The organism is Glaciecola sp. 33A (assembly GCF_002836745.1).
In the GTDB taxonomy this organism is placed as follows: Bacteria; Pseudomonadota; Gammaproteobacteria; order Enterobacterales; family Alteromonadaceae; genus Glaciecola.
Genome location: NZ_PJAR01000032.1, coordinates 38,597 through 64,999 on the forward strand (window position 1 = coordinate 38,597; position 26,403 = coordinate 64,999).

General features: G+C 41.5%; 25 protein-coding genes. 18 read left to right on the forward strand and 7 right to left on the reverse strand.

Annotated features, from left to right (window positions below; all coding sequences use genetic code 11):
- Positions 1 to 84 precede the first annotated feature (84 nt).
- The 8 genes from CXF81_RS05845 (at position 85) to CXF81_RS05875 (ending at position 7,785) form a co-directional block, all read left to right on the forward strand.
- Positions 85 to 990 carry an ABC transporter permease gene (locus CXF81_RS05845; protein WP_232771796.1) on the forward strand — a complete coding sequence of 302 codons (906 nt, stop codon included), beginning with the start codon at positions 85 to 87 and terminating at the stop codon, positions 988 to 990.
- A 33-nt stretch (positions 991 to 1,023) separates the two neighbouring features.
- Positions 1,024 to 1,902: an ABC transporter ATP-binding protein gene (locus CXF81_RS05850; protein WP_101180434.1), complete on the forward strand. Its 879-nt coding sequence runs from the start codon at positions 1,024 to 1,026 to the stop codon at positions 1,900 to 1,902.
- 139 nt (positions 1,903 to 2,041) lie between these two features.
- Positions 2,042 to 3,262: an alginate export family protein gene (locus CXF81_RS05855; RefSeq protein WP_101180435.1), complete on the forward strand. Its 1,221-nt coding sequence runs from the start codon at positions 2,042 to 2,044 to the stop codon at positions 3,260 to 3,262.
- 396 nt (positions 3,263 to 3,658) lie between these two features.
- On the forward strand, positions 3,659 to 4,807 hold the full coding sequence (locus tag CXF81_RS05860; protein WP_101180436.1) for an NAD(P) transhydrogenase subunit alpha: 1,149 nt from the start codon (positions 3,659 to 3,661) through the stop codon (positions 4,805 to 4,807).
- The gene (locus CXF81_RS05865) at positions 4,807 to 5,082 is read left to right on the forward strand and encodes an NAD(P) transhydrogenase subunit alpha (RefSeq protein WP_026843911.1); all 276 of its coding nucleotides are present in this window, start codon (positions 4,807 to 4,809) and stop codon (positions 5,080 to 5,082) included. The genes CXF81_RS05860 and CXF81_RS05865 overlap by 1 nt, the downstream gene beginning before the upstream one ends.
- Positions 5,083 to 5,091: 9 nt before the next feature.
- A complete protein-coding gene (locus tag CXF81_RS05870) occupies positions 5,092 to 6,483 on the forward strand; it encodes an NAD(P)(+) transhydrogenase (Re/Si-specific) subunit beta (RefSeq protein WP_101180437.1) in 1,392 nt (463 codons plus the stop codon).
- Between the two features lie 269 nt (positions 6,484 to 6,752).
- Positions 6,753 to 6,977: a hypothetical protein gene (locus CXF81_RS19820; protein WP_157825504.1), complete on the forward strand. Its 225-nt coding sequence runs from the start codon at positions 6,753 to 6,755 to the stop codon at positions 6,975 to 6,977.
- Entirely contained in the window at positions 6,922 to 7,785 is an 864-nt protein-coding gene (locus CXF81_RS05875) for a RimK family alpha-L-glutamate ligase (protein WP_101180438.1), read from the forward strand. Before CXF81_RS19820 ends, CXF81_RS05875 begins: the two co-directional genes overlap by 56 nt.
- Positions 7,786 to 7,816: 31 nt before the next feature.
- Here CXF81_RS05875 and CXF81_RS05880 read toward each other — a convergent pair whose 3' ends face one another.
- Positions 7,817 to 8,560, reverse strand: a complete 744-nt coding sequence (locus CXF81_RS05880; protein WP_101180439.1) for an SGNH/GDSL hydrolase family protein — start codon at positions 8,558 to 8,560, stop codon at positions 7,817 to 7,819.
- 301 nt (positions 8,561 to 8,861) lie between these two features.
- Here CXF81_RS05880 and CXF81_RS05885 point away from each other — a divergent pair, with 301 nt between their 5' ends.
- The 3 genes from CXF81_RS05885 to moaD all read left to right on the forward strand — a co-directional run bounded on the left by CXF81_RS05885 (position 8,862) and on the right by moaD (position 10,815).
- Complete coding sequence (locus tag CXF81_RS05885) at positions 8,862 to 9,881, forward strand: 2-dehydropantoate 2-reductase (RefSeq protein ID WP_101180440.1); 1,020 nt, start codon at positions 8,862 to 8,864, stop codon at positions 9,879 to 9,881.
- Between the two features lie 188 nt (positions 9,882 to 10,069).
- A complete protein-coding gene (moaC, locus tag CXF81_RS05890; protein ID WP_101180441.1) occupies positions 10,070 to 10,573 on the forward strand; it encodes a cyclic pyranopterin monophosphate synthase MoaC in 504 nt (167 codons plus the stop codon).
- Positions 10,570 to 10,815, forward strand: coding sequence for a molybdopterin converting factor subunit 1 (moaD, locus tag CXF81_RS05895; protein ID WP_101180442.1), 246 nt, complete (start codon positions 10,570 to 10,572; stop codon positions 10,813 to 10,815). The genes moaC and moaD overlap by 4 nt, the downstream gene beginning before the upstream one ends.
- A 53-nt stretch (positions 10,816 to 10,868) precedes the next feature.
- On the opposite strand, the gene CXF81_RS05900 is transcribed toward moaD, so the two are convergent.
- Positions 10,869 to 11,546: a TetR/AcrR family transcriptional regulator gene (locus CXF81_RS05900; protein ID WP_232771794.1), complete on the reverse strand. Its 678-nt coding sequence runs from the start codon at positions 11,544 to 11,546 to the stop codon at positions 10,869 to 10,871.
- A 182-nt stretch (positions 11,547 to 11,728) separates the two neighbouring features.
- On the opposite strand from CXF81_RS05900, the gene CXF81_RS05905 reads away from it, so the two are divergent.
- Together CXF81_RS05905 and CXF81_RS05910 are read left to right on the forward strand one after the other, a co-directional pair.
- Complete coding sequence (locus CXF81_RS05905) at positions 11,729 to 13,144, forward strand: FAD/NAD(P)-binding protein (protein ID WP_101180443.1); 1,416 nt, start codon at positions 11,729 to 11,731, stop codon at positions 13,142 to 13,144.
- A complete protein-coding gene (locus tag CXF81_RS05910) occupies positions 13,141 to 14,250 on the forward strand; it encodes a DUF2855 family protein (RefSeq protein ID WP_101180444.1) in 1,110 nt (369 codons plus the stop codon). Before CXF81_RS05905 ends, CXF81_RS05910 begins: the two co-directional genes overlap by 4 nt.
- A 151-nt stretch (positions 14,251 to 14,401) precedes the next feature.
- Here the strand turns inward: CXF81_RS05910 and CXF81_RS05915 are convergent, their stop codons facing one another.
- The 4 genes from CXF81_RS05915 to CXF81_RS05930 all read right to left on the reverse strand — a co-directional run bounded on the left by CXF81_RS05915 (position 14,402) and on the right by CXF81_RS05930 (position 21,227).
- Positions 14,402 to 15,886 carry a DUF3300 domain-containing protein gene (locus tag CXF81_RS05915; protein WP_101180445.1) on the reverse strand — a complete coding sequence of 495 codons (1,485 nt, stop codon included), beginning with the start codon at positions 15,884 to 15,886 and terminating at the stop codon, positions 14,402 to 14,404.
- An 88-nt stretch (positions 15,887 to 15,974) separates the two neighbouring features.
- On the reverse strand, positions 15,975 to 16,592 hold the full coding sequence (ribA, locus tag CXF81_RS05920) for a GTP cyclohydrolase II (protein WP_101180446.1): 618 nt from the start codon (positions 16,590 to 16,592) through the stop codon (positions 15,975 to 15,977).
- 65 nt (positions 16,593 to 16,657) lie between these two features.
- On the reverse strand, positions 16,658 to 19,555 hold the full coding sequence (locus CXF81_RS05925) for an EAL domain-containing protein (RefSeq protein WP_101180447.1): 2,898 nt from the start codon (positions 19,553 to 19,555) through the stop codon (positions 16,658 to 16,660).
- Between the two features lie 187 nt (positions 19,556 to 19,742).
- Positions 19,743 to 21,227 (reverse strand): YdiU family protein, encoded by a 1,485-nt coding sequence (locus CXF81_RS05930; protein WP_101180448.1) that lies wholly within the window; start codon positions 21,225 to 21,227, stop codon positions 19,743 to 19,745.
- A 61-nt stretch (positions 21,228 to 21,288) separates the two neighbouring features.
- Here CXF81_RS05930 and CXF81_RS05935 point away from each other — a divergent pair, with 61 nt between their 5' ends.
- Positions 21,289 to 21,654 (forward strand): cytochrome c, encoded by a 366-nt coding sequence (locus tag CXF81_RS05935; protein ID WP_101180449.1) that lies wholly within the window; start codon positions 21,289 to 21,291, stop codon positions 21,652 to 21,654.
- A 290-nt stretch (positions 21,655 to 21,944) separates the two neighbouring features.
- A complete protein-coding gene (locus CXF81_RS05940) occupies positions 21,945 to 22,613 on the forward strand; it encodes a glutathione S-transferase family protein (protein WP_101180450.1) in 669 nt (222 codons plus the stop codon).
- 41 nt (positions 22,614 to 22,654) lie between these two features.
- On the opposite strand, the gene recQ is transcribed toward CXF81_RS05940, so the two are convergent.
- Positions 22,655 to 24,538, reverse strand: coding sequence for a DNA helicase RecQ (recQ, locus tag CXF81_RS05945; RefSeq protein ID WP_198556332.1), 1,884 nt, complete (start codon positions 24,536 to 24,538; stop codon positions 22,655 to 22,657).
- Positions 24,539 to 24,690: 152 nt separating this feature from the next.
- On the opposite strand from recQ, the gene CXF81_RS05950 reads away from it, so the two are divergent.
- The 3 genes from CXF81_RS05950 (at position 24,691) to rarD (ending at position 26,379) form a co-directional block, all read left to right on the forward strand.
- A complete protein-coding gene (locus tag CXF81_RS05950; RefSeq protein ID WP_101180451.1) occupies positions 24,691 to 24,936 on the forward strand; it encodes a prevent-host-death protein in 246 nt (81 codons plus the stop codon).
- 9 nt (positions 24,937 to 24,945) lie between these two features.
- Positions 24,946 to 25,359 carry a type II toxin-antitoxin system VapC family toxin gene (locus CXF81_RS05955; protein WP_101180452.1) on the forward strand — a complete coding sequence of 138 codons (414 nt, stop codon included), beginning with the start codon at positions 24,946 to 24,948 and terminating at the stop codon, positions 25,357 to 25,359.
- 99 nt (positions 25,360 to 25,458) lie between these two features.
- A complete protein-coding gene (gene rarD, locus CXF81_RS05960; RefSeq protein WP_101180453.1) occupies positions 25,459 to 26,379 on the forward strand; it encodes an EamA family transporter RarD in 921 nt (306 codons plus the stop codon).
- Positions 26,380 to 26,403: the final 24 nt, after the last annotated feature.

The following is a 26,403-nucleotide window of genomic DNA, read 5'->3' on the forward strand; positions in this document are numbered from 1 at the left end:
ATGAAAACTAATATAGCCCCTGTAATATTTCGAAAAATACAGCAAAACGTTATTCAAGAACGATTTTTCGCAGGCCTTAACGCCATGCTATTACCTATCATAGGTATACTGATTTTTATCGCTTTGTGGGCCGCGGTAGCTAAAAACATTGATACGTCATTGGGCGAATTTCCCGGGCCAACGCAAGTATGGGAGCAGTCTTTCATATTGGTCAATGAGCATAAAGCGCAACACGAAAAAGCCGAAGCATTTTATGAAAGACTGGAAAAACGTAATGCCAAGCGTGTTGCCGAGGACCCTGACTATGTTCCTACCCTTAAAATATTTACAGGAGCTCCCACCTTCTTTGACCAAATTTGGACTAGCTTATATACCGTTGCAGTGGGTTTCTTTGTGGCTTCGATTATTGCGGTTCCATTAGGTATTTTATGTGGATTGAGCAAAGGAACTTACGCTGCGATTAACCCGCTCATTCAATTATTCAAGCCTGTGTCGCCATTAGCTTGGTTACCTTTGGTAACGATGGTGGTGAGTGCAGTCTATGTAAGTGATGATCCGATGTTTTCAAAATCATTCATTACCTCCGCGGTTACGGTAAGTCTATGTTGTTTATGGCCAACATTAATTAACACGGCCGTGGGTGTGTCAAGCATCGACAAGGACCTCATTAATGTCAGTAAAGTATTACGTTTAAATGCATTTAAGCATGTATTGAAGATTGTATTACCATCTTCTATTCCTGCCATTTTTACCGGTTTAAGACTCAGTTTGGGCATTGGTTGGATGGTACTTATAGCTGCTGAAATGTTGGCGCAAAACCCTGGGCTAGGCAAGTTTGTGTGGGATGAGTTTCAAAACGGAAGTTCAGAATCACTTGCCCGAATTATGGTCGCGGTCCTGACAATTGGGGTTATTGGTTTCATTTTAGATAGGCTTATGTTGTCGGTTCAACGACATGTGAGCTGGGACAAGAGTGTTTCGTTAAGATAAACGAGGCAACAAACTTCATTGCTAGGAGTCATTATGACCAAACCAATACAAAACAAGACAAGTGGACAGCAACGGCATTTAGAGTTATCCGATGTAGGCATTGACTTCCCGACAGCTAAAGGGCCATTTTGTGCCTTGAAAAATGTAAATTTAAAGATTTCAAAAGGTGAATTTATTAGTTTAATTGGTCACTCTGGATGCGGTAAGTCTACGGTGTTGAATATTGTTGCTGGACTTTATCAAGCCACAACAGGTGGTGTGATATTAGACAACGCTGAAGTTAATGAGCCGGGTCCCGAGCGTGCTGTGGTATTTCAAAATCACTCATTGTTACCTTGGCTTTCGGTTTATAAAAATGTTGAGCTTGCAGTAAAGCAAACCCGAAATGGGCGCTCTAGGGCTGAAATGAAAGCATGGGTTGAGCATAACTTAGCCCTTGTGCACATGACGCATGCTGCCGACAAACTTCCCTCTGAACTTTCAGGTGGAATGAAACAGCGTGTAGGTATCGCGCGAGCTCTGTCGATGCAGCCTAAAGTGTTGCTTATGGATGAGCCTTTTGGTGCGCTAGATGCATTAACTCGTGCTCATTTGCAGGATTCCGTGATGGAAATACATGCCTCATTAGGCAACACCGTTATTATGATCACTCATGATGTAGATGAAGCGGTATTACTATCAAATAGGATTGTAATGATGACCAATGGACCTGCGGCAACAATAGGTGAAATACTAGACGTTGACTTGGAAAGACCTCGCAATCGTCTTGCAATGACCGACAACCTAAAATATAACCAGTATCGACATGCGGTACTGACCTTTCTATATGAGAAACAAAATAAAATTCAAACGGTGAGCAGAGTTAAGGCTGATATTGCGCAAAGTAAGAAAAAGTCCAGCAGTGCAGCTTAATAATATATTGGCACTAATTTGCAGTTTAGACCCTAGCTTAATTGCCATTACAAACCACACACGCACATAAGCACTGCATCGCTAGCGACAAAAAGCAATCGGGCACAAGTATCCATTTATTAAAATATAGAGAACACTCATGATCGGAAAATTCAATTTACTAACAGCTATTGCTTCTGTGCTAATTTTGGCTGGTGTATCGTCATCTACTTTTGCCGCTGATTCAGTTTATCAAGCATTGAGTTCAGGAAAAGCCACAGGTAACTTCAACTTGAGATATGAGGGTGTATCTCAAGACAATACAATAAAAGAAGCAAGTGCATTTACTTTGCGCACACGACTCGGCTATACAACCGCTGAATTAGAGGGCTGGTCAGTTTCATTTGAACTAGAAGATAACCGCATTGTGCTTGGCCAAGGCGACTATACTGTTGGTCCGACGGGATACAATTTGGGTGAATATTCGGTCATTGCTGACCCAGAATTTACCGAGCTAGACCAAGCTTTCGTGCAGTATAAAAAAGATAAATTAACAGTCAAGTTAGGTCGTCAAGTTATTGCTTTAGATGGACAGCGTTTTGTTGGCCATGTTGGTTGGCGTCAAGACCGTCAAACCTTCGATGCGGCAACGGCTATTTACGCGGTTAATGAAAAACTCAAAGTACAATATAGCTACCTTAATCAACGTAATCGTATTTTCGGTGAGGCGGCGGACTTAGATTCAAAGGATCATCTGTTCAACCTTAACTACAAAACTCACTCTGGTGTTTTCACTGCTTATAGTTATCTGCTAGAAGTAGATAATGCGACGAATAATGCGTTGGACACCTATGGTATAAGTTTTAAAGGTAAAACTACAGCGGCAGATACAGACGATAGTACCTTTGTATATGCTGTCGAATATGCAACGCAGAGCAGTGAAAGCGGCAATACGGATTTTACTGCTGATTATTTATTCGCCGAAATTGGTGTGAATATTTCTAGCTTAACCGCAAAAATAGCTTATGAAGTCTTAGGGTCCGATGGCGGTAACTATGCTTTTGCAACACCTTTAGCAACGCTACACAAATTTAATGGTTGGTCAGATCAATTCTTAGGCACGCCATCACAAGGCTTAGTCGATGTCATATTTACCCTCTCGGGGAAAGTCGGTGGTGGCAACTGGATCGCAGCCTATCATGACTTCTCGGCGGATAAGCCGACACAGAACGTTGATGATTTAGGCGCAGAAATTAACTTACAGTATACAAGGCTATTTGCTACGCATTATACTGCGGCAATAAAATATGCAAGCTATTCTGGGGAAAGTGGCAGAGTAGATGCAGACAAAATATGGTTATGGGTAAGTACCAAATTTTAATTTAATATAAAGTACAAAGGGGGCTTAGGAGGCTCTTTTTTTGCTTTCTTAAACATCCCTTCTCTTACTTCTTCTCGCACTCTTGCTTGGCTAATGGTAAATGATTCATCCTTTGACAAAAACTAGCCATCAGGGTATACCTATAGCATAAAACGATTATACCGTTGATTTAACTACCGCTTGCGATCCGTTTAACGACGTTAATGTAAACGCGAGGTCATACAATTTTGATATTCAAACATCAATTAGTGACCAGTGCAGCAGCAAAAAAATAATAATAATAATATCTAAAAGATAACCAAAAAACGACAGGAAAACTTGTAAATAATGCAGGTGGTCTTTTGTGCCTGATAAAAAGTACTTATATAATCTGAGCCAACCAAAAAAGGAGGCTAAATGAGCATAATAGGGTTTGTCAAAGAGCACGCAGAGAATGAGCGTCGGTGCAGCATACTTCCAATAAATGTCAAAGCTTATATAAAGCTCGGGGCGACAATTTTAGTCGAATCTGGGATTGGAAAAAGTATCAATATTACTGACTCAGAGTACACTGACGAAGGTGCAACAGTTGAAACCGATAGGGCTTCTTTGTTGGCAAAAGCTGATTTTTTGATGTCAATTCACGCTTTGGAAAAAGTTGATTTAGAAAAGACCAAAACGACGGTTTGTTGCATGAGCTTTTTAGACCCCTTTAATGCACTTGAGCACATAAAATGGTTGCAACAGTCGGGTCGTTCAGCATTAAGTGTTGAAATGATCCCGCGCAGCAGTCGCTGCCAAAAAATGGACGCATTAAGCTCGCAAGCGAGTTTGGCAGGTTACGTCATGGTGGCGAAAGCGATGTCAATCTTACCTCGGATTTTCCCAATGATGATGACACCAGCGGGTACGTTAAAACCTTCCAAAGTGTTTGTTATTGGTGCTGGTGTGGCGGGTCTTCAAGCTATCGCTACGGCCAAACGCCTAGGTGCGGCAGTAATTGCATACGACACGCGTGAAGTTGTTGCCGAACAAGTAAGATCTTTGGGGGCTAAATTTTTAGCGATTGATATTGGTGAAACAGGACAAACAGATCAAGGGTATGCGAAAGCGCTTACCCCAGAACAAATTGAAATTCAGCAACAAGCACAAGCCGAATGTATCAGCAGTTCCGACGTGGTGATAACCACTGCGCAATTATTCGGCAGGAAACCACCGTTACTTATCAAAAAAGACGTTATTGCGAAAATGAAGCCAGGCAGTGTGATTGTTGATATGGCGGCCGAAAATGGCGGCAATGTTGAAGGTAGTGTCGCGGGCTCCATCGTAACGGTTGAAGGCGTTACGGTAATTGGTACTGGAAATTGGGCGAGCGAAGTTGCATTGGATGCGAGTCAAATGTACGCGAATAATTTGCAGGCGCTATTGCTGGAATTTTGGGACACTGAAACTAAAAAAATAGTCCTTAATTTGGAAGACGATATTCTGCAAACTGCACTAATCACTCACAATGGTGAGCTAATTAATTCAACTATTAAAGCGTTGTTAACACAGGAGAGCGTGTGATGTCATTTATCTATCTTTTAATGATTTTAATGTTAGCGATATTTTTAGGTTTTGAACTTATTCGCAAAGTGCCAGCCACCTTGCATACGCCACTGATGAGCGGTGCAAACGCGGTGTCAGGCATTACCTTAATCGGTGCTATTGCTTATTCCGGAAATGAAAATTTGTTACTTGCGCAAATTCTGGGCAGTGTTTCGGTATTTCTTGCAACAATTAATGTTGTGGGTGGTTACATGGTCACAGATCGCATGCTTGCCATGTTTAAAAGTAAGTAAGGAAGCAAAATGTTGAATACAGAATTAATTATCAATGCAGTGTATGTATTGAGCGCAGCGTTATTCATATTGGGTCTCAAATTACTCAGCCATCCTTCTACCGCTCGTCGCGGCAATAAGCTCTCTGCAACAGGTATGCTAGTGGCTATTTGCGTTACCTTAATCGACCAGAACATTTTAGCCTATGAATGGATTATTGTGGCGATCGTGGCAGGTAGTGCTGTAGGCGCTTTTATTGCCAAAAAAGTTCAGCTAACAGAAATGCCTGAAATGGTATCACTGCTTAATGGTGTTGGTGGTTTAGCGAGTTTATTAGTCGCGTTAGCCATGCTTGAAACTGACACAGCAATAGACAGCTACTTAGTTATCATTGTTTTGCTAGCCATCGGCATCGGCGGTATTACTTTTTCTGGCAGCGTAATTGCATGGGCAAAACTCAGTGGCAAAGTAGCTAAGTTGATCAGCAGTGGCTCAACCGTATTCAGCGGTCAGGCTTTCGTTAATGCATTCATCGTCATTGCTATTTTTGTGCTTGGTGCTCTTGTTGTAATTTACCCACAAACTGCAAACAGTACCGTTTACGTTTACTCCTTCGTTGCGCTTTGTATTGTATTGGGCGTGATGTTGGTTATTCCTATTGGTGGTGCAGACATGCCGGTGGTTATATCACTGCTCAATAGCTATTCTGGGCTTGCAGCTTGTGCTGCGGGAATGGCGTTAAACAACAATCTATTGATTGTTGCTGGTGCACTTGTTGGGGCAAGCGGAATCATCTTGACCAGTGTAATGTGCAAGGCAATGAATCGTTCTTTAATTAACGTTTTATTTTCTGGATTTCAAACCGTAAAAGCGACTGAAATTAAGATCGAAGGTGAAGTTAAACCCTTAGCTGCCGACGATGCTTACTACGTATTGGAAGCAGCCCAATCGGTCGTCGTTATTCCTGGTTATGGTATGGCAGTGGCTCAAGCCCAACATGCGATGAAGGAACTGCAAGTGCTATTGGAAGAAAATGGCGCAGAGGTAGTGTATGGTATACATCCGGTTGCTGGACGCATGCCTGGTCATATGAACGTGCTCTTAGCTGAAGCAGACGTGCCTTACGAGTTATTGCTTGAAATGGACGAAGTTAATGCGCGTATGGCAAACTTTGATGTGGCTATTGTGATTGGGGCTAACGACGTGGTTAATCCTGCGGCAAGAGAGATTAAAGGTAGTCCGATTTATGGCATGCCGATTATCAACGCTGACCTGGCAAAAAATGTCTTTATTCTGAAACGAGGCATGGCTTCTGGTTTTGCTGGTATCGAAAATCCGCTGTTCTTTAAAGACAATGCACGCATGATATTTGGTGATGCTAAAGATACTATCAACGCCATTATTCGCCAATTTGCAGGTTAGCTCTATGGTAACGTTATCGACTAACAATAAAGCATAGTTAGTTGATATTAAAAATATAAGTACGTCCTCACTTTATAGCAACTGATTCATCGGATTGGTTGCTATTTTTGTTGTTTAGGTTCGTTCTTACTTTATTTCTTATAATTTGTGGCGTTAACCGCCTATTGTTTGGTATTCTTCTCGTGTTAGCAGGTTCGCTAAGCTCGGCATTGCAGGTTAAGTGCCTCAGGCATCCATGGAATATTGTCTGCTATTAGAAAGGGAATTTTATGCATTTTAAGCGTAATTTATGGTTAAGCATGATGGGTGCTACCATTACCATCATCGCGGTTCTATTTGGCTCACCACAGAGTGAAGCAAATCTTGGGACTCAACATAACCTACCACAAATAAATAAAGTCGAAACACCGCAAGAGTCCAAGCAGAGTAAGGAATTAAATGCCCAAAGTAGCTATTCTAACGACGGACAATTTAGACGCGTTTTTCGTTTATGATCGATTACTTGATGATCCACTAAAAAGCCTTGGATGGGAGTCAACTGAAGTATCTTGGCGTGTAAAAAATCACAATTGGGATCAATACGATGTCGTTGTGGTTCGCAGTACTTGGGACTATCAAGCACACTGCCAAGAATTCCTCGCGTGTTTGCAGATTATCGATAACTCATCTGCGGTGCTGTGTAATTCGATGTCGTTAATTGAATGGAACATTTCAAAGCGCTATCTGAAGGAACTCGAAGATAAAGGCGTGCCAATCATACCGACGCTTTGGGCTGATGAACTACACGAACCGCATTTTGCTGCCGCATTTGCTAAATTCAATTGTGATGAAATTGTGATAAAGCCTTATGTTAGTGCTAACGCAGATGGCACTTACCGTCTCACACCAGCGGCAGTTAGCAAGCAATTACCTTCGATAATGCAAGAATATAAACAACGTTCAGCGATGATCCAACCGTTTTTAACAAGCATTCTTGAACAAGGTGAATATTCACTCTTCTACTTTAATTCACAATACAGCCATGCTATCTGTAAGCAACCCGCCAAAGGCGACTTCAGGGTGCAAGAAGAACACGGTGGCCAACTTACCAGCATTCAACCATCTAACGCGATGTTTGCCCTTGCTGAGCAAACGATTGACGCCTTACCTGAAGAGGCATTGTATGCCAGAGTTGATATTGTGTCGTTAAACGCTGAGTTAATGATTATTGAAGTAGAACTGATTGAGCCAAGTTTGTATTTTAATATGGACGAATCGTCTGCCGCGTTTTTTGCAAAAGTGTTTGCCACTAAATTTGCATAACTACACTACAATGCGCTAAACAATAGCAATGTTAAATACTAGTTTCAGTTCTGTTTGGCAAGGTTTTAGCCACACATATAATACGCTCGCTCAAATTTAAGCCCCACTGACGATATATGCGTGGTCCAGGATGAAAACCATCAATGGCCATTGCACTTTTGTCCATATTAAAGGCCAACGGCTCATAAGTCTTATTTATACATTTACCACTATTTATTGCTTGTAGAGAGTCAAATTCTTTGGCTCTGCTTCCCAAGATCCATCTCAATGGTTCTGGTAATAGCGGGAATTTATGCATTGGCGGCATACCACTGATGATAATATGCTTAGCGCCTAGCGTTTGAAAGCAATATTGATGCAGTTTGTTTTGTTCATCCAACCAATGTTTAGCGCGTTGTAGTGACGTAACATCATTTACGCCTAAACTGGTCACCACAATATCAACGGTATTACCCAATTTAGCGCTGTCTAGCATTTTAGAAAGGTCCTGAGTTTGTGCACCGGTTCTTGCTACTAGTGTCCATGATAAATTAAAGTCATTTTTTAGATTATTAACTAATTGACCAAGCAGCGCTGTATTTTGATGAGACGCGCCCACGCCAGCGGCAGCTGAATCACCAATAATCAGTATGCCAAGTGGTGGTTTTGTCGAATCGTTAGTTGAACCTTGGCGTTCGCCAATTGCCTCAGGAAGTTTACCTGCTCGTTTTCTAACTTGTCTTCCTTGAACAACCAAAATTGGAAGGGCGAGCAGAGCAACTAGTTTATAGAACATGTGGCTCTCTATTATTTGTTGTCTTTCGGCTAAATATACTTGGTTTTAAATAAATGTGAATTATTAACCGGTTTTATCAAAAAACGCTGACAACACAGCGCTGATAATATCTATTAATAGGGCTTTAACGGCGACTTTATTGCCGTCATGTAATCCTAATCTTATTGTTTAGGTTGCAATTTAAAGCGATAAGCTTTATTTATTTAGTCTTGTTGTTTAAGTATGTCGGTTTACTACTGCAAATAAGCTGAGTATCGAGTTTATCTAAAGTCCAGCGTAAAAATAAAGGACCACATAAAGTATGCAGCGAAAAATTGCGATAGTCGGAGCGGGTAGCGTTGGTTGTTATCTTGGAGGCTGCCTAACAGCGAATGGTGTTGATGTCATTTTAGTCGGCAGAGAGCGAATGAAGAAGCAACTGACTAGTCACGGTTTACAGGTTACTGATTGGAAGGGACGTGACGCAACAATGCAAATCGATCAGTTACAGTTTTCCGTTTCAATGGAGAGTATTGCTGACGCAAATTATATTTTTTTGACCGTAAAAAGCGGTGATACTGGGTGTACTGCTGAGTCTATTCTGCACCATGCGAAAGCGTCAGCTGTGATTGTTAGCTTTCAAAACGGAACTCAAAATGTAGCTACTTTAAAAGCCAAATTACCGAATCATAAAATACTCAAAGCCATGGTGCCTTTTAACGTTCTAAACAACGGAGAAGGTCAGTTTCATTGCGGTACAGAAGGTAATTTAGCTATTGAAGCAAAAGAGGGTGAGTATGCAAGCCTTGTTAATGCCCTAGAGCAAGCCCATTTGCCGGTGACATTACATGATGATATTGAGGGAGTGCAATGGGGCAAGCTGATTATAAATTTAAATAACGCAGTCAATGCGTTGTCAGGAATTCCATTGTTAGAGCAAATGAACAATCGAGAGTATCGCTTAGTGATGACAAAAGTGATTGCAGAAGCGTTAGCTGTCATGAAAGTCGCCGGTATTAAGCCTGCGAGGACCGGGAAAGTGATTCCAAGTTGGATGCCACACATTTTGGCGCTACCTAATTGGTTGTTTAAACGAGTAGCTAGCGCAACGCTGAAAATCGATCCCAAAGCTCGTTCTTCAATGTATGAGGATTTTGCATTGAAACGTAAAACTGAAATTGATTTTCTGAATGGCGAAATCGTAAGTCTCGCTAAAAAACATGGCATCCCAGCGCCAGTCAACCAACGTATCGTCAATTTAGTAAAAGATGCCGAGCAAAAACAAAGTGGTTCTCCTATGCACAGCCCCGAGTTTTTAAACAGTGCTATCAAAAATCATTGAGCTAAAGCGTGTTTCGTTTGCTTATTTTGTATGGATTGGTAGCATTGAAATTCGCTTTGTTAGTTGAGGCATAATTTAGAGATTAACTGAGGTGCTAACTATGAGGCTAATTAAGAGGCTAACTAAGAGGTTAATAGAGGCTAACTAAGAGGTCAATAGAGGCTAACGAAGAGGTTAATAGAGGCTGTATGGATAATAAGTTGAATACTCAAGGTAAACTTACGCATGTTGACCAAACGGGTCAAGCCAGTATGGTGGACGTGAGCGCAAAAACGCCAACCACAAGAAGAGCCGTGGCGACAGGGTTTGTATCAATGACGCTTTCAACACTAGCACTCATTAAAGACAATAACGTTGCCAAAGGCGATGTGCTTGCGACTGCTAGAATTGCCGGGATCCAAGGCGCCAAAAAATGTCCATCGCTAATTCCTTTATGCCACCCGTTAATGCTGTCAAAAGTGGGTCTTGACTTTACTATTGATGATGCAAACTCTCGAATAAATATTCGCTGTGAATGCAAGTTAGTCGGTAATACGGGTGTAGAAATGGAAGCATTGACCGGCGTTTCTGTTGCCGCGCTTACCATTTTTGATATGTGTAAGGCAGCCGATCCGAACATGATCATTGGCGACATTAAGGTGCTAATAAAAGAAGGCGGTAAAACCGGCGAATGGAAGAGGACTGACACATGATAAATATCCGATTTTTTGCCATTCTGCGCGAGCGTCTTGGTGTTGATTCACTTGCTTACGAATACAGCGATGAGAAAACGGTAGATGATATTAAACAAAACATTATTGCCCGCGGCGAACCGTGGACTTTACTTGCAGAACAAGACGTATTAATTGCGTTGAATCAAACATTAACCAGCGCATCAGCGCGGGTAAATGATGGTGATGAAATTGCGTTTTTCCCTCCTGTTACTGGAGGCTAGCAACAGCGTCTTTTTACTTTACTGAGCAATAGATTATCGGCGATCTGAGTTTGTTACTTGGTTTGCGAAGTAGGATATTTAGCAATAAGTGCGTCAATATGTATCGAGATGCCTTCAACTGCCATTTCCTGCCAATGTTGTTCAGAAATCATTGCACTTGTAGCGTGGTGTTTTAAGCTGACATAGCCATGCACAAATGCCCACAAGTCTAAGGCTATCTTTTGCTTAAGAGGCCAGGGTGAATTGGGTGGCAATATAATACATGAATGACTAACTAAACGCTTAAATGCTTTGGATGACATCTCGCGTGCTTCATCGGAGGGTTCATACTGATTACCGTTTTCACCAAAAATAAGTCTATAGTGGCCTTCATATTGATTCGCTAAGGTAAGATAACCACGAACACCCTTCAGCAGAATTTGTCTCGCCGACAAGTCCACCGTCGAAAAGGCCATAGTGTCATGCACCATCTGATAACCTTCTATAAACAAGGCATCTAAGATCCCCTGCTTGCCATTAAAATGGCTGTAAATACCAATAGTTGAAACACCCGCTGCGTCAGCAATTGAGCGCACGCTTAGTGCTGAAATACCGCCGAGAGCAAACAATTCAGAAGCGGCCAGTAATATCCGTTTTTTTGCATGTGCGCTGTTAACCTTTCCAATTTTACTGGGTTGTTTGGATACTTTTTCAATAAGCTGTTCGGGACCTTTTATTTTGGTTTGTCTCAACCTAATTTCCTCCTTTGTATTAACTAGCAGTTATTACTCATTTTTTACAATTAATTTACTTAATATGCATTTAATTGACAAATATAACAGTGTTATGCTTAACTAGCGAGCAATAAATCAGGTGCTTTTAGGCCTGAGAATGATGCTTTTTACCTTCTAAATTTATATTAGTGAGAGATACAATGACGATAAAAACGCACACAACAGATTATCTTATTGTTGGCAGTGGTGCTGTAGGGATGGCTTTTGCCGATACAATATTGACCGAGACTGATGCGAATATCGTCATTGTTGACCGGCATCACAAGCCGGGTGGTCATTGGAACGTCGCTTATCCATTTGTGACTTTACACCAACCTTCTGCATTCTACGGTGTCAGTTCAAGAGAGCTAAGTACAGGTTGTAAAGATGAGGTAGGACTTAATAAAGGCTTAAATGAACTTGCCACAGGCGCAGAAGTTAGTGCCTATTTTGATAATATTATGCGCGAGCAGTTTTTGCCAACAGGGCGGGTCAAGTATTTTCCAATGTGCGATTATAAAGGTGATAGCAACTTTGAATCAATCTTAACGGGTCAGAAACATCATGTTGACGTGAATAATAAAACCGTTGATTGCACTTACTTAAAAACGACGGTGCCATCCACCCATACGCCCAATTTTGATGTTGCAGATAGTGTTAATTTTATGCCCTTGAATGAGCTACCCAGCATTCAGACTCCTCCGGCAGGTTATGTCATTGTGGGCGGCGGTAAAACAGGTATCGATGCGGTATTGTTCTTACTTCAAAACGGCGTAAATCCAGATCATATTAGTTGGATTATGCCTCGTGATGCATGGTTGTTAGACCGCGAAAACACGCAACCAACAGAAGAGTTTTTCACTAGTTCTATTGGTGCGCAAGCGAACGAAATGGAAGCCATTGCTAATTCAACCTCGATAAATGATATGTTTTTGCGCCTAGAAGCGTCAGGGGTATTCTTAAGAATTGATGAGAACGTATGGCCCAAAATGTTTCATGGTGCAACGGTTAGTAAAATGGAACTTACTGAATTACAGCGCGTAAAGAATGTTGTGCGAATGGGCCGAGTTGTGTCAATTTCAGCCGATAAAATCAAACTTCAACAAGGTGAGATTAGTACTACGCCTTATCACATTCATGTTGATTGCTCTGCAAGCGCGATTTCAAACTTAGCCATGAAACCCATTTTTACCAAGGGACTTATAACTCCGCAAACGGTGCGTTCGTATCAGCCTGTATTCAGCGCTGCTTTTATTGCGCACGTAGAGGCAGTCTATCCAGACGATGCGGTGAAAAATAAGATATGTAATGTTGTTCCGCTGCCCAATTCCGATCTTGACTGGCTGCGACTCACTGCTGCTTTCCTAATGAATCAGCATATTTGGTCAAAAGATGAGGGACTTAGAAAATGGTTACTGAACAATCGACTAGATGGCTTTAGCAAACTCGTTCGTTCAGTAAAACCGGATGATATGGAGAAACTGATGATACTCAAACGTATGCGCGATAATGGAAAACCTGCGATGGTCAAACTGCAGGGGTATTTAGCCGCAATTCAACAAGGACAAACAGCATGAGCGAGTTTCAAGTAAGTAAAAGTAACTATGTAAAATGCAGAATTATAGACAATGACCTTTCAAATCAAATCTTAGCTGAAGGTGAGGTGTTGGTGAAAGTGGATAAATTTGCGCTTACCGCCAACAATATAACCTATGCTGTGGTTGCAGATAAAATAGGCTATTGGCAGTTTTTCCCTGCGCATACTGCAAGTTCGAATAACAGTAAAGATGTTTCAGGTTGGGGCGTATTGCCGGTCTGGGGTTTTGCTGATGTCGTCAAATCAACTAATCTTGAAGTGCCAGTGGGAGAGCGATTATTTGGTTATTTTCCGCCTGCCACTCACTTAATGATGCATCCGACGAAGGTCAGTTCGACGACATGGATTGACGGATCTGCGCATCGAGCAGCATTGCCAGTAGGCTATAATATTTATCGTAAAGTAGAGTCTGAACGGGGCTACAATAAAGCTTTTGAAGATGATCGCATGTTGCTATACCCACTGCATATAACTTCATTTGCCTTATATGATTATTTTAAGAGTAATGATTGGTTCGGTGCAACTCAATTAGTCATGATTAGCGCGTCGAGTAAAACCAGCACAGGTTTGGCTTATGGTGTTAAAGATGACGCGAATGCACCGTCGCAAGTTGCGTTAACTTCAACGCGCAATATGCAGATGGTTGAAAGTTTAGGCGTTTATGACAAAACGCTATCGTATGAGCAAATACAAGAGATAGACGCTACTAAACCGACGCTGATTGTAGATATGTCGGGAAATGGTCAGGTTCTTAATGACTTACATAAACACTTGGGCGAGAACATGAAGTTCTGCTCAAATGTTGGTGTAACACATTGGAAAGAAATAAAAACAGGACCCGATTTTATCAAGCAACGCAGTGAGTTTTTCTTTGCCCCCTCGCAACTTCAAAAGCGAATTAAAGAGTGGGGAATGGAGGGTTTTGAAGAGCAAAGTGGTAAATACCTGAAACACTCGTTTGCAAAAAGTCGTGAATGGCTAAAAATGACCGATATTCACGGCCTAGATGGTATGTCCAACATTTATGCTGATGTTTGTGAGGGTAAAATTGCACCAGAGGTGGGTCTCACCATTCGGTTGCCTTAACCTCTATAAAGAAAAAACGCCGATGCAAAATTTGAACAGATCAGTACCCGTAATCTGGTTGTTGCATCGGCGTCTGCGACAATCTTCTCCCATTGCTTTGTCAGCGATTCCTTAAGTTGTCACAAAACTGCTGAGGTGTTGCTATTGACACTTATTCTTTAGACCGTTTTACTATTTTGGTTCTTTGTACATTTTGTCGCTGCGGCTTGGATACCTGGCGCTGCGGCTTGGATACCTGGCGCTGCGGCTTGGATACCTGGCGCTGCGGCTTGGATACCTGACGCTGCGGCTTGGATACCTGGCGCTGCGGCTTGGATACTTGACGCTGCTGATTGGATACCTGGCGCTGCTGCTTGGATACTTGACGCTGCTGCGACACAATCGTCCTCTCAGACTGGCGCGAATTAAGCTGATTAAGACCTCTATCTTTACGCTCAATGTCTCTATTTTGCATCGGCTTTGGTTGACGCGCCTCGGCTATATCCGCCTTTCTATATAACTTTTGTTGGCTGTTACTGGTCGCTTTGGAAAATTGACGCCGGGTCTGTTCTGCACTACTGCGTGTAATTCTTCTATCCGAACTACGTACTTTTTCAAACTCACTGTGTCTATTTGTCACCCATGCGTTGCGCTTATAAGCGCTGTGTGTTGATTTATTACCCGCATATTTTTGACGTTCAATATGGCGCGTATGCCGTTTTACCGGAGTCCAACGCTGGTATTCTTTATGATGAACACGTTTATACTGTGTATTTTTGTAGTGGTAGGAATGCGCTTTGCGATAAGACCAATTTCTATTAATCGAAATGTAGTGATTACCCCAATTAATCCCGCCGAATAATAATCGGCTACCGATATAGGCTGCTGGCGCAAAGTAAACATGGTTGTGGCGATAATGACGGGCATAATATGGTCTCGACCAACGATATGACGAACTCACATGCCAACTCGGTCCATAGATGATAGCGCTGTCATAATATGGCACGTAGACGAATTCATGGCGTCGTGGCTGGATAATAATGACACGCGCATCTTGTTCGCGCTCAACGACTATCTCTATTTGTTCATCGTTTTTTAAATTACCCTGATCATAGGCCAATTCACGTAGTTTTTGCACGCGACTTAACACTAGTTCTTGATCATTTTTAAACGCATCGCCTAAGTCACTTAACCAACCCAAGTCGTCGCTCATATTGTTCAAAATGTCTGGGAACGCGGTTAGTGCGATAACTGAAGCATCCCAGCCGTATTCCAGCGCGTCTTCTTGAATTGCTTCAATGGTATTTTTATCTAATCCATTTTTTTCATAATCGTTCAGATCAAATTGTGGATGCTGTTGAATAAACCGTGCAGCTTCGATCACTTCAAGTGGATACGTAGATGCAATTAAAATATGAGTCAACAAAGAATCGGGGTAAAGTGCGATAGGTGCCAACGCGGAATCAATCTGATCATATTCGCTTTGAGACTGGCTTTTTTGAAATCCATACACTTTATTTGATTGCAATGAGGTCGCTTGGGCATAGTGCATGCCTAAGGTTAACGACACGGTCAATAAGGCCGTGTAGCCAAGTGTTTTTATTACACTTGCAGATATTCTTGGTTTGTTTGCTGTTACTTTTCGATTCGTATTCATACCGATATCCTCCTACTTGGATACCTATAGTTATACGCTAAGTAAACTTAACCGAAACTGAATAAAATTGAACTAGCAGTAAAATCGATTATTTTAGGTGGTCAGCATTGAAGGTATGGCCTAACTTTTCAGTTTTCGTTTTAAGATAAGCTTTATTTTCGTCAGTAATACCATGGTCAATTGGCAAGCGCCTGACAACCTCAATACCCATGTCGTTTAATGCGTTAACCTTCTTAGGGTTATTTGTCATGAGTTCTACGCGTTTCACTTTCAGCGTATCAAGCATCGTCTTGCAGACACTGTAATCGCGTAAGTCGGCATCGAAACCCAAATGTTCGTTAGCTTCAACCGTGTCATAGCCTTCATCTTGTAAACGATACGCTTTAATTTTATTCAGTAAGCCTATACCACGACCCTCTTGGCGCAAATATAGTAAAACGCCACATCCATTGGCCACTATATTTTGCAGGGCTCTTTCCAACTGAAAACCACAATCGCACTTAGTACTGAACAGCGCGTCACCGGTTAAACACTCAGAATGAATGCGAACGGGAACCACATCATTTTCTGCCCATTCACCGTGTGACAAAGCAATATGTTCTTGATCGTTAGATGTATCTACGAAACCGTGAATGACAAAATCGCCAAAGTGAGTGGGTAGTTTTGCACTACTCACAAATTCAAATGAAGTGTATGTATTACTCATATTTCTAGCTATTTACCCTAAAAGTAAGCGATATTTGGGGGTGAAATTAAATTTTCTAACAGGTACTACTCTTTCGTCCCATTATTATACGACAAAAAGTTGATTAAAGGTGCAGGTTCTGCAATACAATATCCTTGCGCAAAATCCAATCCCATTTTCCCAAGCTGTACCATAATCTCATCAGATTCAACAAACTCAGCGACAGTCTGAATAGACATAGCGCCTGCAACATCACGAATTGAAGTTACCATTGCAAGATCAATTGGGTCAGTCAATATGTTGCGAATAAAATTACCATCAATTTTGACATAATCGACCGGTAAGTTTTTTAAATAGGCATAACTAGAGAATCCACTGCCAAAGTCATCGATCGCGAATGTGCAGCCCAAGCGTTTAAATTGCTTGATAAAAGCGACAACGTCGTTCATTTTGATGATGGCCAATGTTTCCGTAATTTCAAAACATATTTTTTCGGGCGGGATATGGTACTTTTCAAATGCGTTAAGCAAGAAAAACTGAAAGTCGTCATCAGACAATGAGTGTCCGGTAATATTAATATTACACATAGCAAGTTTGTGCATATATTCAGAGTTTGTGTTTAACCAAATAAAATAGTTCTCAATAACCCACTTATCTATTTTATTACTTAAATTACAGCGCTCGGCCGCAGGCATAAAAAATTCTGGGATTGTCAAGTCACCGGTTTCGGTCCTTAAGCGAATAAGGATCTCATAGTAATCATTGTCATCTGATTTATTAAGTGGACGATAATGTTGAAAATACAGTTCAAATGAATCTTCTTTTAACGCTCGCGTAACTTCGTTAACCCAGTAAAGTTCCCTCTCGTAACTATTTTTTGTGTTCATATCTTTTGAAAACTCATGCACCTTATCGCGACCACTTTCTTTGGCAACGATACAGGCTGTGTCTGCAAAACTGAGTAACTCTTCGGCGTCAGCTGCATTGAGTTCACGCCTTGCAATACCGATACTCACACTTTGACTAAAGCGATGGCGATCCCACTTAAATTCAAAGTTACGTACCTGAGAAAAAATTTTCTCAATTGTTGCATTAATTCTACTTTCATCATTATATTCGACAATAAGACCAAATTCATCCGCACTTAAGCGAGCGAAAATCCATTTGGGATCGAATACTTCATACAGTTCATGCGCAAGTTCCTTTATGAATACATCTCCGGCAGCGTGACCACAGGTATCATTGATAATTTTAAACTGATCGACATCAATATAAAACACCGCGAATTTTTCACTGCTAACCTTACTGTGTGTGATTTTATCATTCAATAGTTGCAAAAAGTGACGACGATTATGCAAGCCTGTTAATTGATCGTGCGTATTCAAATACTGCAGATTAATTTGATTTACTCTGCGTTCGGTAATATCGAATAGGCTACCAAAATGTTCTGCATCACCTTTGGCTTTTACTATTTGGCTTGAAATTGAAAACCAAAATTCTCTGCCATCAACTCGCTTCCCTCTAAATTCTTTACCTATGACTGTTCGTTGCGAGGATAGCTCTCCTAATAATAAGTCGGCCTCAACAGGGTCTGAAAACAAATCATGTATTTTATGCAAAGTGGTCAGCAGTTGTTGCTCTGACTCAAAACCAAAAAGTGACGTAAACGCGGCATTTACGCGCAGTAACGTTCCGTCAGATTTGGCTGCGTATAAACCCTCCGCGGTATTATCAAAAACATCTGCAAAGTGCTGGAGATTGCTAATAATCGTCGCTTGCTCATATTCTTGTCGATACACCAATGAATGCTCTCGACTAATAATCGCCACACCGACCAGCATTATCCCAAAACAAGTAAAGGCAAATGGCAATGCTGCTGAATAGCTTAAATGACTGGCACCTTGTGCAAATGAGAGCACTTCCAATAAAGCAACTAAGCCAATTGCAAGCCAACCACAGAAGTAGATAATAGTGCTGCGCATATCAATTTTAGAGCGATAAATAAGTGTGGCGAAGAGTTTGCTGACTAAAAACGCGCTGATGATACCTAGAATAGAGATTAACTGCCAAAAGTCGTTGTACAAAAACAAAGTAATGATAGGGACTGCCAGCAAAAAGTAGTGTGCTCGCAGCCAAACACGAGATACCGGTACAAATATATCGCGACCAATCTTAATCGCGGCAAATAAACTTATTGTTAAACTAAAGGCCGTTATTTCAGCAGCAAAGGCGGGCAGGTTAAATAAACTGGGTAAAATACCCTCGGCGCTAAGTAATGTGGTCATCGAGGCAACTGAAAATATTGCAAACCAAAAGCGAGCAGGCGCATTCTTGAGCATGTATGTGATTAAGAAGTAGGTCGCTAATAGTGATAAACCGCCGCTAAGCGCACCGAGCAAAATAAGTCGAATGCTGCTTTGTTGCTCAAAGCTGTGTTCATCCCATAATTCGACAGGCAATATTGCAGGACCGTCGTCATTTATTCGCAAGTACACACTAAGTCGTTGATCGGGGCGAGAAGTGAGGGCCATTCTAAAACCATGTAGACCGCTTGCCGCTGAATTTGGGTTGGCATTATTGCGTTGAATGGACTGTATAATGCGGCCTTGATCATCGACTAAAAAACCATCTATGCGATCAATAAAGGTATTTCCGGCAATAAGCATGAGCGGAATATTAATGTTACCGCTATTTTGAATTTGGAAACGGACCCACAGGACTTTGTTTTCAGGAATGGGGGTAAGCGAAAATGTCCGTTGCCACTGAGTCAGTTGGACCACATCAGACAGCAATAACCCTTCACTGGTGTAGTGCAATACGGCTATATTTTGCAAATTAATCGACGTAGTTATTTCTGTTGCTTCGACGATATTAATGGCATCAGTGGTTGACTGTTCTTGGCAGAATGCCTTTAGTGGCAGTGCACTCACAGTTATTAACAGTCCAATAATTAAATACTGAGCAAATATTGCTTTCAATTTCATTATGTCCTTTTGCAACTCAAGCGCTATCTTAGTCTTAAAACAGGGCTTGTGTGAAGGAAAAACATATCTGGTTTAACCATTCAAATAACTGATATTATTAATGAAAACGCTTATCGAGAGCGCTTACCTTGTAGATAGTAACTCAAGCTTGCGCTAGCGGATACAAAACAACGCCCCGCTGTATAACTTAACTGCTACATGACAATGAAATACCTTTTTGTGGATTGGCTGGAGGCTCAGAAAAACGCGCAAATTCAGGATGGTCTTCAAATGGCGAGGTCAGCACTGTTACTAGCGTCTCCAAAATGGAAAAATCATCCTCTTCAGCAGCTTCAATAGCTTCTTGCACTAAATGATTTCGCAATACAAACTTGGGGTTAACCGCAAGCATTTGCTGTTGAATTTGCGTCCAACTGCTGTTTGACAACGAGAGCAGGCTTTGTTGTATCTCATGATAATTAACACACCACTGGCGAACCCGATCTGCTTGTACAAAGTTATCGGATATACTGTTTAAATCTAGGGTTTCCAATGATAGTAATTGTTCACTAACTAAACGAAACGATTGATGGAAATCGGCTTTTTCGTCCTGCAAAATAGTCATCCATTCAGCTATTAATACATCAATTTCAGCGGCCAGTTGGGTATCATTGATGGCATGTTCATAAAGACCCAAACGACGCTTCATTAATATTTGATATTCGTTTATGAAGGTAGTTTCATAGGTAGTCAATACTGTTTTTATTTCGTCAATTTCTAAAAATGAGGTGAATGCATGCGCTAAGGCATTCAAATTCCACAGTCCGATACTGGGTTGCTGGTCAAAAGCATACCTTCCAGCATGATCAGAGCTATTACACACATACTCCGGAATAAAATCATCTAGGAAAGCATACGGACCGTAATCAAAAGTGATGCCATGAATAGACATATTATCGGTATTCATTACACCATGGTTAAATCCATAAGCCTGCCAATTTGCGATCATCAAAGCGGTGTTTGTGACAATACTTTGGAACATGTCTTGGTGTGGTGTTGATGAACTTAAACAACTCCGGAAGTGGTGTTTAAATGAGTAATTAAATAAGGCTTCTAGTTGCTGCGGCTGATTGCTGTGATGAAAATACTCAAAGTGCCCAAACCGTATGTGACTTTGGCAGGTTCTGATCATCATTGCACCGCGTTCTCGCTGTTCGCGATGCACGGGTTCGTTACTGGTCAATAAGCACAGAGAGCGACTACTTGGAATACCTAGAACATGCAAGGCCTCGCCCGCAAGGTATTCCCGAATGGTAGAGCGCAAAACAGCTCTTCCGTCGGCTTGACGACTATAGGGTGTTTGACCGGCACCTTTTAAATGCAGATCCCAGAAAGCTCCATTTGGCGCTTTAATTTCGCCTAGCAATAACCCACGACCATCACCGAGGTTTGGATTCCATTGGCCAAATTGATGTCCACCGTACTTTTGAGCAACACTATTTGCTTGTAATTCACCATGTTCACCAAATAATGCTGATAATAACGCGTCGGTTTCAAGTTCCTTAAGATCGATACCTAATTCAGCTGCTAGTGATTCATTGCGCACAGCAACTCTGGCACCGGTAACGGGGAACGGTTTTACTTGGCTGCTAATAGCGCTTAGTTCTGTGGCATAATGATGAAAAAGTTGCATGCTATCTCGTTTGAATTAGTATGCAACGACTATACGTTAGTTTTGTGCAAAGGAATCAATAATGAGAAAAATAATTAAAAGAAATAAGACAAGAATATCCTTAAATAAAAAACTCCTTGCACTAATCGTGTTTTCTGTCGCGAGCCTTTCAGCGTGCGCAGATACAATATTACAAGGTGATGTTGAACGAGGCTCAGAAATCTCCATGGTTTGCGGCATGTGTCATGGCGTAAATGGCATCTCAAACATACCTATCTACCCAAATTTGGCAGGTCAAAAAGAACAATATCTAGTCCTCCAATTGAAAGCATTCCGAAGTGGCGAACGGGTAAATATAGCGATGACCTCGCATGCACAAAAACTAACAGACCAAGATATTGCTGATCTATCAGCTTACTATGCGCAACTCGATCCAAAGCCTCAATAAAACTTTTTAAATCTAAATGACCTGTCAATAAGTATAAATAATCTACTATACGACGAAAACTCAATTGAGAATTATATTTCCTCTCAGTCCATAAGGGCAGTCTCTATAAAAGATTTTTGTCAGGGTATTTTATAAGGATCTAGTACAAGGCTTTTGTAAAAGGCGTTTGTAAAAGGCGTTTGTAAAAGGCTTTTGTAAAAGGCTTTTATATAAAGCCTATGTGAAAAATGTTGCGGTTGCATAAATAATCGCAATGAATGGAATAACAAATTAACGCTGAAGGAGAAAATATGTTTCAGTTACACCATTTGAATAACTCACGCTCTCAACGCATCGTTTGGATGTTGGAATCCGTCGGCGCAGATTATGAGATTAAGATCTACAGGCGCGATGCTACAACCAATTTAGCTCCACCTGAGTTGAAAAAAATCCATCCATTGGGCAGAGCTCCCGTGTTGATCCACGACGGCAAGGTGATTGCTGAATCAGGCGCTATTTGTGATTACATCGCGAGGCAATTTCCGGATTCCGGAATGTTACCGGACGAGAGCGCACATAGTTTCAACGATGTGCAATTTTGGTCGCACTACGCGGAAGGTAGCTTCATGCCGTCGTTAGTAACCAGTATGGTGCTTGAAAAAGCGAGGGAGAAAGTCAGTCCATTTTTTGTTCGTTATGTTGCAGACAAAATAATTGATGGTGTAATGGATGCTTACTTTGGTAAAAATATTGAAGCAAATTTAGTTTTCGTTGAAGGCCATTTGGCAGACAACAAATGGTTTGTCGGCGACATACCGACGCTCGCTGATGTACAGATGAGTTTTGGCCTTGAAGGTTTATTTGACAGTGGCAAACTTAAGCCTTTTAAGCATATGACGACTTACGTTCAGCAACTTAGAAACTTGCAAAGCCACAGAACCGCCACGGCTAAGATGAAAGAGGCTGAAGCGTCTTTTTAATTAACTGGCACGGTCGGTTAGCAGGGTAATTGTATAAGGCCTTAACGACTTCCTAAATAGTCTTCAATAAGCGTGATAAAAGCCTCTCCATACCGCTCTAGCTTGGTTTGACCGACACCGGTGACCCCAATGAATTGATTCTTGTCTGTTGGCATTTTGTCCGTCATATCTGCAAGCGTAGCATCGCTAAAAATGACAAAAGCGGGTACGTTTTCTTCTTCAGCAATCTGTTTTCTCAGGTGTTTTAACTTGGCAAATAACTGGCGGTCAATATTCACTGGTTCTGCTTTGTTTCGTTTGCTCGTATCGACACTTAATTTAGGCACAGCAAGATGCACAACGCGCTCTGCTTTCAAAACAGCGCGAGCTGATTCATTGATGCGTAAAATACCGGACAAGGTCATATCAATGCGCAAAAGTCCTTGGTGGATCAATTGCTGAATAATATTATGCCAGTAGCTATCAGATTGGTCTTTGCCGATACCGTAGGTACTCAATTCGTTGTGTTTATTTTCTACTATCTTTCTTATGCTCTTGCCTCGCAGAACATCAATTACGTATTGTACAGAGGTGTCTTGTTTCAGGCGGTAAACGCATGATAATGCTTGCTGAGCCTGCGTCGTACCTTCAAATAATTTGGGTGGGTCGAGACAAATGTCGCAGTTACCACATTGTTCTTCGCGATAATCTGAAAAATAGTTTAATAAGACTTGTCGTCTGCAAGTTTGCGCTTCGGCAAACGCTTCCATAGCTTCAAATTTATGCATCTCAATATCATATCGATCGGGTGCTGTGCCGGTTGAAATCCACTGTTTAATCCGAGCAGCATCACGTTCGTCAAATAACAATAGGGCCTCTGCCGGCATACCATCTCGCCCTGCTCGTCCGGTTTCTTGATAGTAAGATTCAACACTTCGAGGCACATCATGATGCACTACAAAGCGAACATTGGATTTATTAATACCCATGCCAAAGGCAACCGTTGCGATTACAACTTGCAAATCGTCTTTTAGAAATTGAGTCTGTACAAATTCGCGCGTAGCGGTATCTCGACCGGCGTGATAAGCATCACACTTAATACCCGCGCTTTGTAAGCGCTGAGTTAGGTCGTCCACTTTCGCTCGGCTATTACAGTAAACAATACCGGCAGCACCATCTTGTTGTTTAACAAAGGCAACGACTTGGTCAAACCCTTTATATTTAGCGAGTAGGTTGTATCGAATATTTGGGCGATCGAAGCCTCCCTTAAAAACGAAGGGATTGTCTAATTGCAATTGATGTTGAATATCAACTTGCGTGGCATGATCGGCGGTAGCCGTTAAGGCAATAAAGGGAACATTCTGGAACTGCGATTTTAAACGCCCAAGTTGACGATAATCTTGTCTAAAATCATGCCCCCAATGCGAAACGCAATGTGCTTCATCCACTGCAATTAAGCTCACTTTTACCCGTTGCAATGAATTCAGAAAATACGATTTTAATAACCTTTCGGGTGCTACGTAAAGCAGGTCAAGTTCGCCACGGAATAATTGCTCCGTTATTTGTTGAGACTCTTCAGCGTCTTGTGATGAGTTTAAGTAGGCCGCTTTTACGCCCTGAGAAGTTAACTGTTGTACTTGATCTTGCATTAAAGAAATAAGCGGTGAAACAACAATAGTGATGCCTTCGAGGGCCAATGCGGGAACCTGATAACACAACGATTTACCGCCGCCAGTAGGTAATAGGATAAGCGCATCTTGGCCATTTAAGATTTTATCAATAACCTCCATTTGGCCCGCACGAAACTCAGCATAGCCAAAGGTGTCTTTTAATATTTTTGCACACTTTTGGTAGTGTTGAGTATCGACTTTTTCAGCCGCTATTGCGCCAGTTACCTTGGTGTTATTCTCGGCAATAGCATTAGATTGTTGTGCAATAAGGCTCAATTTTTATCTCATTTAAATTCGATTTCGGCATTTTACGCGTTTTTGCGCTTGAATTCATGCTGTACTAGCAGACTATTTTATTATTGCTGAATATTTGCACATTTTAAAAACTGTAGTAATGTCGTTACGTGTATTTAAAGTGAGCGATAAAAATGAGTGTAGATACTTTTACAAGCCGTCAATTTAACCAAGACCCAAGTTCCGTAAAGCGCGCAGCTAAAAACGTACCAGTAAAAATTACTGAACGAGGGGTGGTTGCTTATATGATGATGAGCATTGAGGAATATTTGGAAATAACCGGTAAAACTAGCACTATTTGCGATTTATTAGGTGCGCCAAATACAGCTGATATCGAATTATCGGTGCCTAAGTTCAAAACTACCAGTCAGTCGGCATAAGGGACTACTATGTATTTACTCGATACTAGCGTTTTATCGGTATTAAGAAACCCGGGCACGCAGGATGCAAAACTTGTTGCATGGGCCAGTCAGCAACAGACTTTTAATCTGTATGTTTCATCAATTAGCATACTGGAATTGAAGTTGGCCATCTTACAAAAAAGAAAAGCCAGTCCTGGGGAATGTGACGTTTTAAATACCTGGCTACAAAAGCAAGTATTACAAGGTTTTAAAGGTCGGGTTGTTGCATTTGATGGCGAAATGGCAGAGTATTGCGCCGCACTGCATGTGCCTAATCCTAAATCGGAAAGAGACGCTATGATTGCAGCTACTTGCTTGGTGAAAAATTTTAGTTTAGTTACTCGCCATCCGTTAGATTACAAGCATATTAAGATACAAACGATTAACCCTTGGGAAGCATAGAGTCGATTATCCTGAAAGGTTGGTAATGCTGTGTTTTTTGTCCGTATATAGTAGAGAGGGAACTAAAATTCACTCGTATTAACCGTTAAAGAGAGTCAATTGAGCCAACCAAGTTCAGTCCGTTCCGGCGTTATTTTTGCGCTTTGTGCCTATACAATGTGGGGCATTGCACCCATCTACTTTAAAGCACTTGCCGCTGTTCCCCCGGTCGAAATATTAATGCATCGCGTAGTTTGGGCATTCGTATTACTGGCGTTTTTGATTGTTGGCTTGCGTCATATTGGTAAAGTGAAGGCGGCTATAAAAAGTACGCGAGTGCTGATTACCCTGATGGTGGCAAGTACCTTACTTGCATGCAATTGGTTTTTGTATATATGGGCGGTTAATAACGACTTTATTCTTGAAGCAAGTTTGGGCTATTACATTAATCCGCTAATTAATGTTTTCTTAGGGCGTCTATTTTTGGGTGAAACCTTGCGAATGACGCAAAAAGTCGCCGTCGGTATCGCCGTTACTGGTGTCTTGATTATGATTTTTAATTTTGGTTACGTTCCGTGGATTGCCTTAACGTTGGCGATGAGTTTTAGTATTTATGGACTACTTCGCAAGCAAGTCTCTGTAGACTCATTGCCTGGTTTGTTTATAGAAACTTTATTTCTGTTTCCCGCAGCCATTATTTATTGGCTATTCTTTGCCACTCAAGTGTCCGATTTAAGCAATAATACAAGCTCACTGAATGTTTTATTGTTATTAGCGGGTGTAGTTTCAACGGCTCCGTTACTTTGCTTCACCGCCGCGGCTCGACGTATTCGCTATTCAACCTTAGGCTTTTTTCAATATATTGGCCCCTCGTTAATGTTTGTTTTGGCGGTGACCCTTTATAACGAGCAACTGAGCACTGCACGTTTAGTGACTTTTTGTTTTGTTTGGGTGGCATTAGCATTATTTACTTTTGACACATTCAAGCATTATCGAAGAGAGATGAAAGAAAAGAAACTAGCAGCCCTAGGTCCTGAATAGCAGACTAGTGCATGTCCTCACGAT

What these genes read in the sequence shown, in the direction of transcription:
- CXF81_RS05855 (WP_101180435.1), top strand. Translation starts at nt 2,042, where the DNA reads ATGATCGGAAAATTCAATTTACTAACAGCTATTGCTTCTGTGCTAATT.
- CXF81_RS05950 (WP_101180451.1), top strand. Translation starts at nt 24,691, where the DNA reads ATGAGTGTAGATACTTTTACAAGCCGTCAATTTAACCAAGACCCAAGT.
- ribA (WP_101180446.1), bottom strand. Translation starts at nt 16,592, where the DNA reads ATGAGTAATACATACACTTCATTTGAATTTGTGAGTAGTGCAAAACTA.
- moaC (WP_101180441.1), top strand. Translation starts at nt 10,070, where the DNA reads ATGGATAATAAGTTGAATACTCAAGGTAAACTTACGCATGTTGACCAA.
- CXF81_RS05880 (WP_101180439.1), bottom strand. Translation starts at nt 8,560, where the DNA reads ATGTTCTATAAACTAGTTGCTCTGCTCGCCCTTCCAATTTTGGTTGTT.
- CXF81_RS05865 (WP_026843911.1), top strand. Translation starts at nt 4,807, where the DNA reads ATGTCATTTATCTATCTTTTAATGATTTTAATGTTAGCGATATTTTTA.
- CXF81_RS05905 (WP_101180443.1), top strand. Translation starts at nt 11,729, where the DNA reads ATGACGATAAAAACGCACACAACAGATTATCTTATTGTTGGCAGTGGT.
- CXF81_RS05850 (WP_101180434.1), top strand. Translation starts at nt 1,024, where the DNA reads ATGACCAAACCAATACAAAACAAGACAAGTGGACAGCAACGGCATTTA.
- CXF81_RS05940 (WP_101180450.1), top strand. Translation starts at nt 21,945, where the DNA reads ATGTTTCAGTTACACCATTTGAATAACTCACGCTCTCAACGCATCGTT.
- CXF81_RS05870 (WP_101180437.1), top strand. Translation starts at nt 5,092, where the DNA reads ATGTTGAATACAGAATTAATTATCAATGCAGTGTATGTATTGAGCGCA.
- CXF81_RS05955 (WP_101180452.1), top strand. Translation starts at nt 24,946, where the DNA reads ATGTATTTACTCGATACTAGCGTTTTATCGGTATTAAGAAACCCGGGC.
- CXF81_RS05910 (WP_101180444.1), top strand. Translation starts at nt 13,141, where the DNA reads ATGAGCGAGTTTCAAGTAAGTAAAAGTAACTATGTAAAATGCAGAATT.
- CXF81_RS19820 (WP_157825504.1), top strand. Translation starts at nt 6,753, where the DNA reads ATGCATTTTAAGCGTAATTTATGGTTAAGCATGATGGGTGCTACCATT.
- CXF81_RS05930 (WP_101180448.1), bottom strand. Translation starts at nt 21,227, where the DNA reads ATGCAACTTTTTCATCATTATGCCACAGAACTAAGCGCTATTAGCAGC.
- CXF81_RS05925 (WP_101180447.1), bottom strand. Translation starts at nt 19,555, where the DNA reads ATGAAATTGAAAGCAATATTTGCTCAGTATTTAATTATTGGACTGTTA.
- CXF81_RS05860 (WP_101180436.1), top strand. Translation starts at nt 3,659, where the DNA reads ATGAGCATAATAGGGTTTGTCAAAGAGCACGCAGAGAATGAGCGTCGG.
- CXF81_RS05885 (WP_101180440.1), top strand. Translation starts at nt 8,862, where the DNA reads ATGCAGCGAAAAATTGCGATAGTCGGAGCGGGTAGCGTTGGTTGTTAT.
- CXF81_RS05915 (WP_101180445.1), bottom strand. Translation starts at nt 15,886, where the DNA reads ATGAATACGAATCGAAAAGTAACAGCAAACAAACCAAGAATATCTGCA.
- CXF81_RS05875 (WP_101180438.1), top strand. Translation starts at nt 6,922, where the DNA reads ATGCCCAAAGTAGCTATTCTAACGACGGACAATTTAGACGCGTTTTTC.
- CXF81_RS05935 (WP_101180449.1), top strand. Translation starts at nt 21,289, where the DNA reads ATGAGAAAAATAATTAAAAGAAATAAGACAAGAATATCCTTAAATAAA.
- moaD (WP_101180442.1), top strand. Translation starts at nt 10,570, where the DNA reads ATGATAAATATCCGATTTTTTGCCATTCTGCGCGAGCGTCTTGGTGTT.
- CXF81_RS05845 (WP_232771796.1), top strand. Translation starts at nt 85, where the DNA reads ATGCTATTACCTATCATAGGTATACTGATTTTTATCGCTTTGTGGGCC.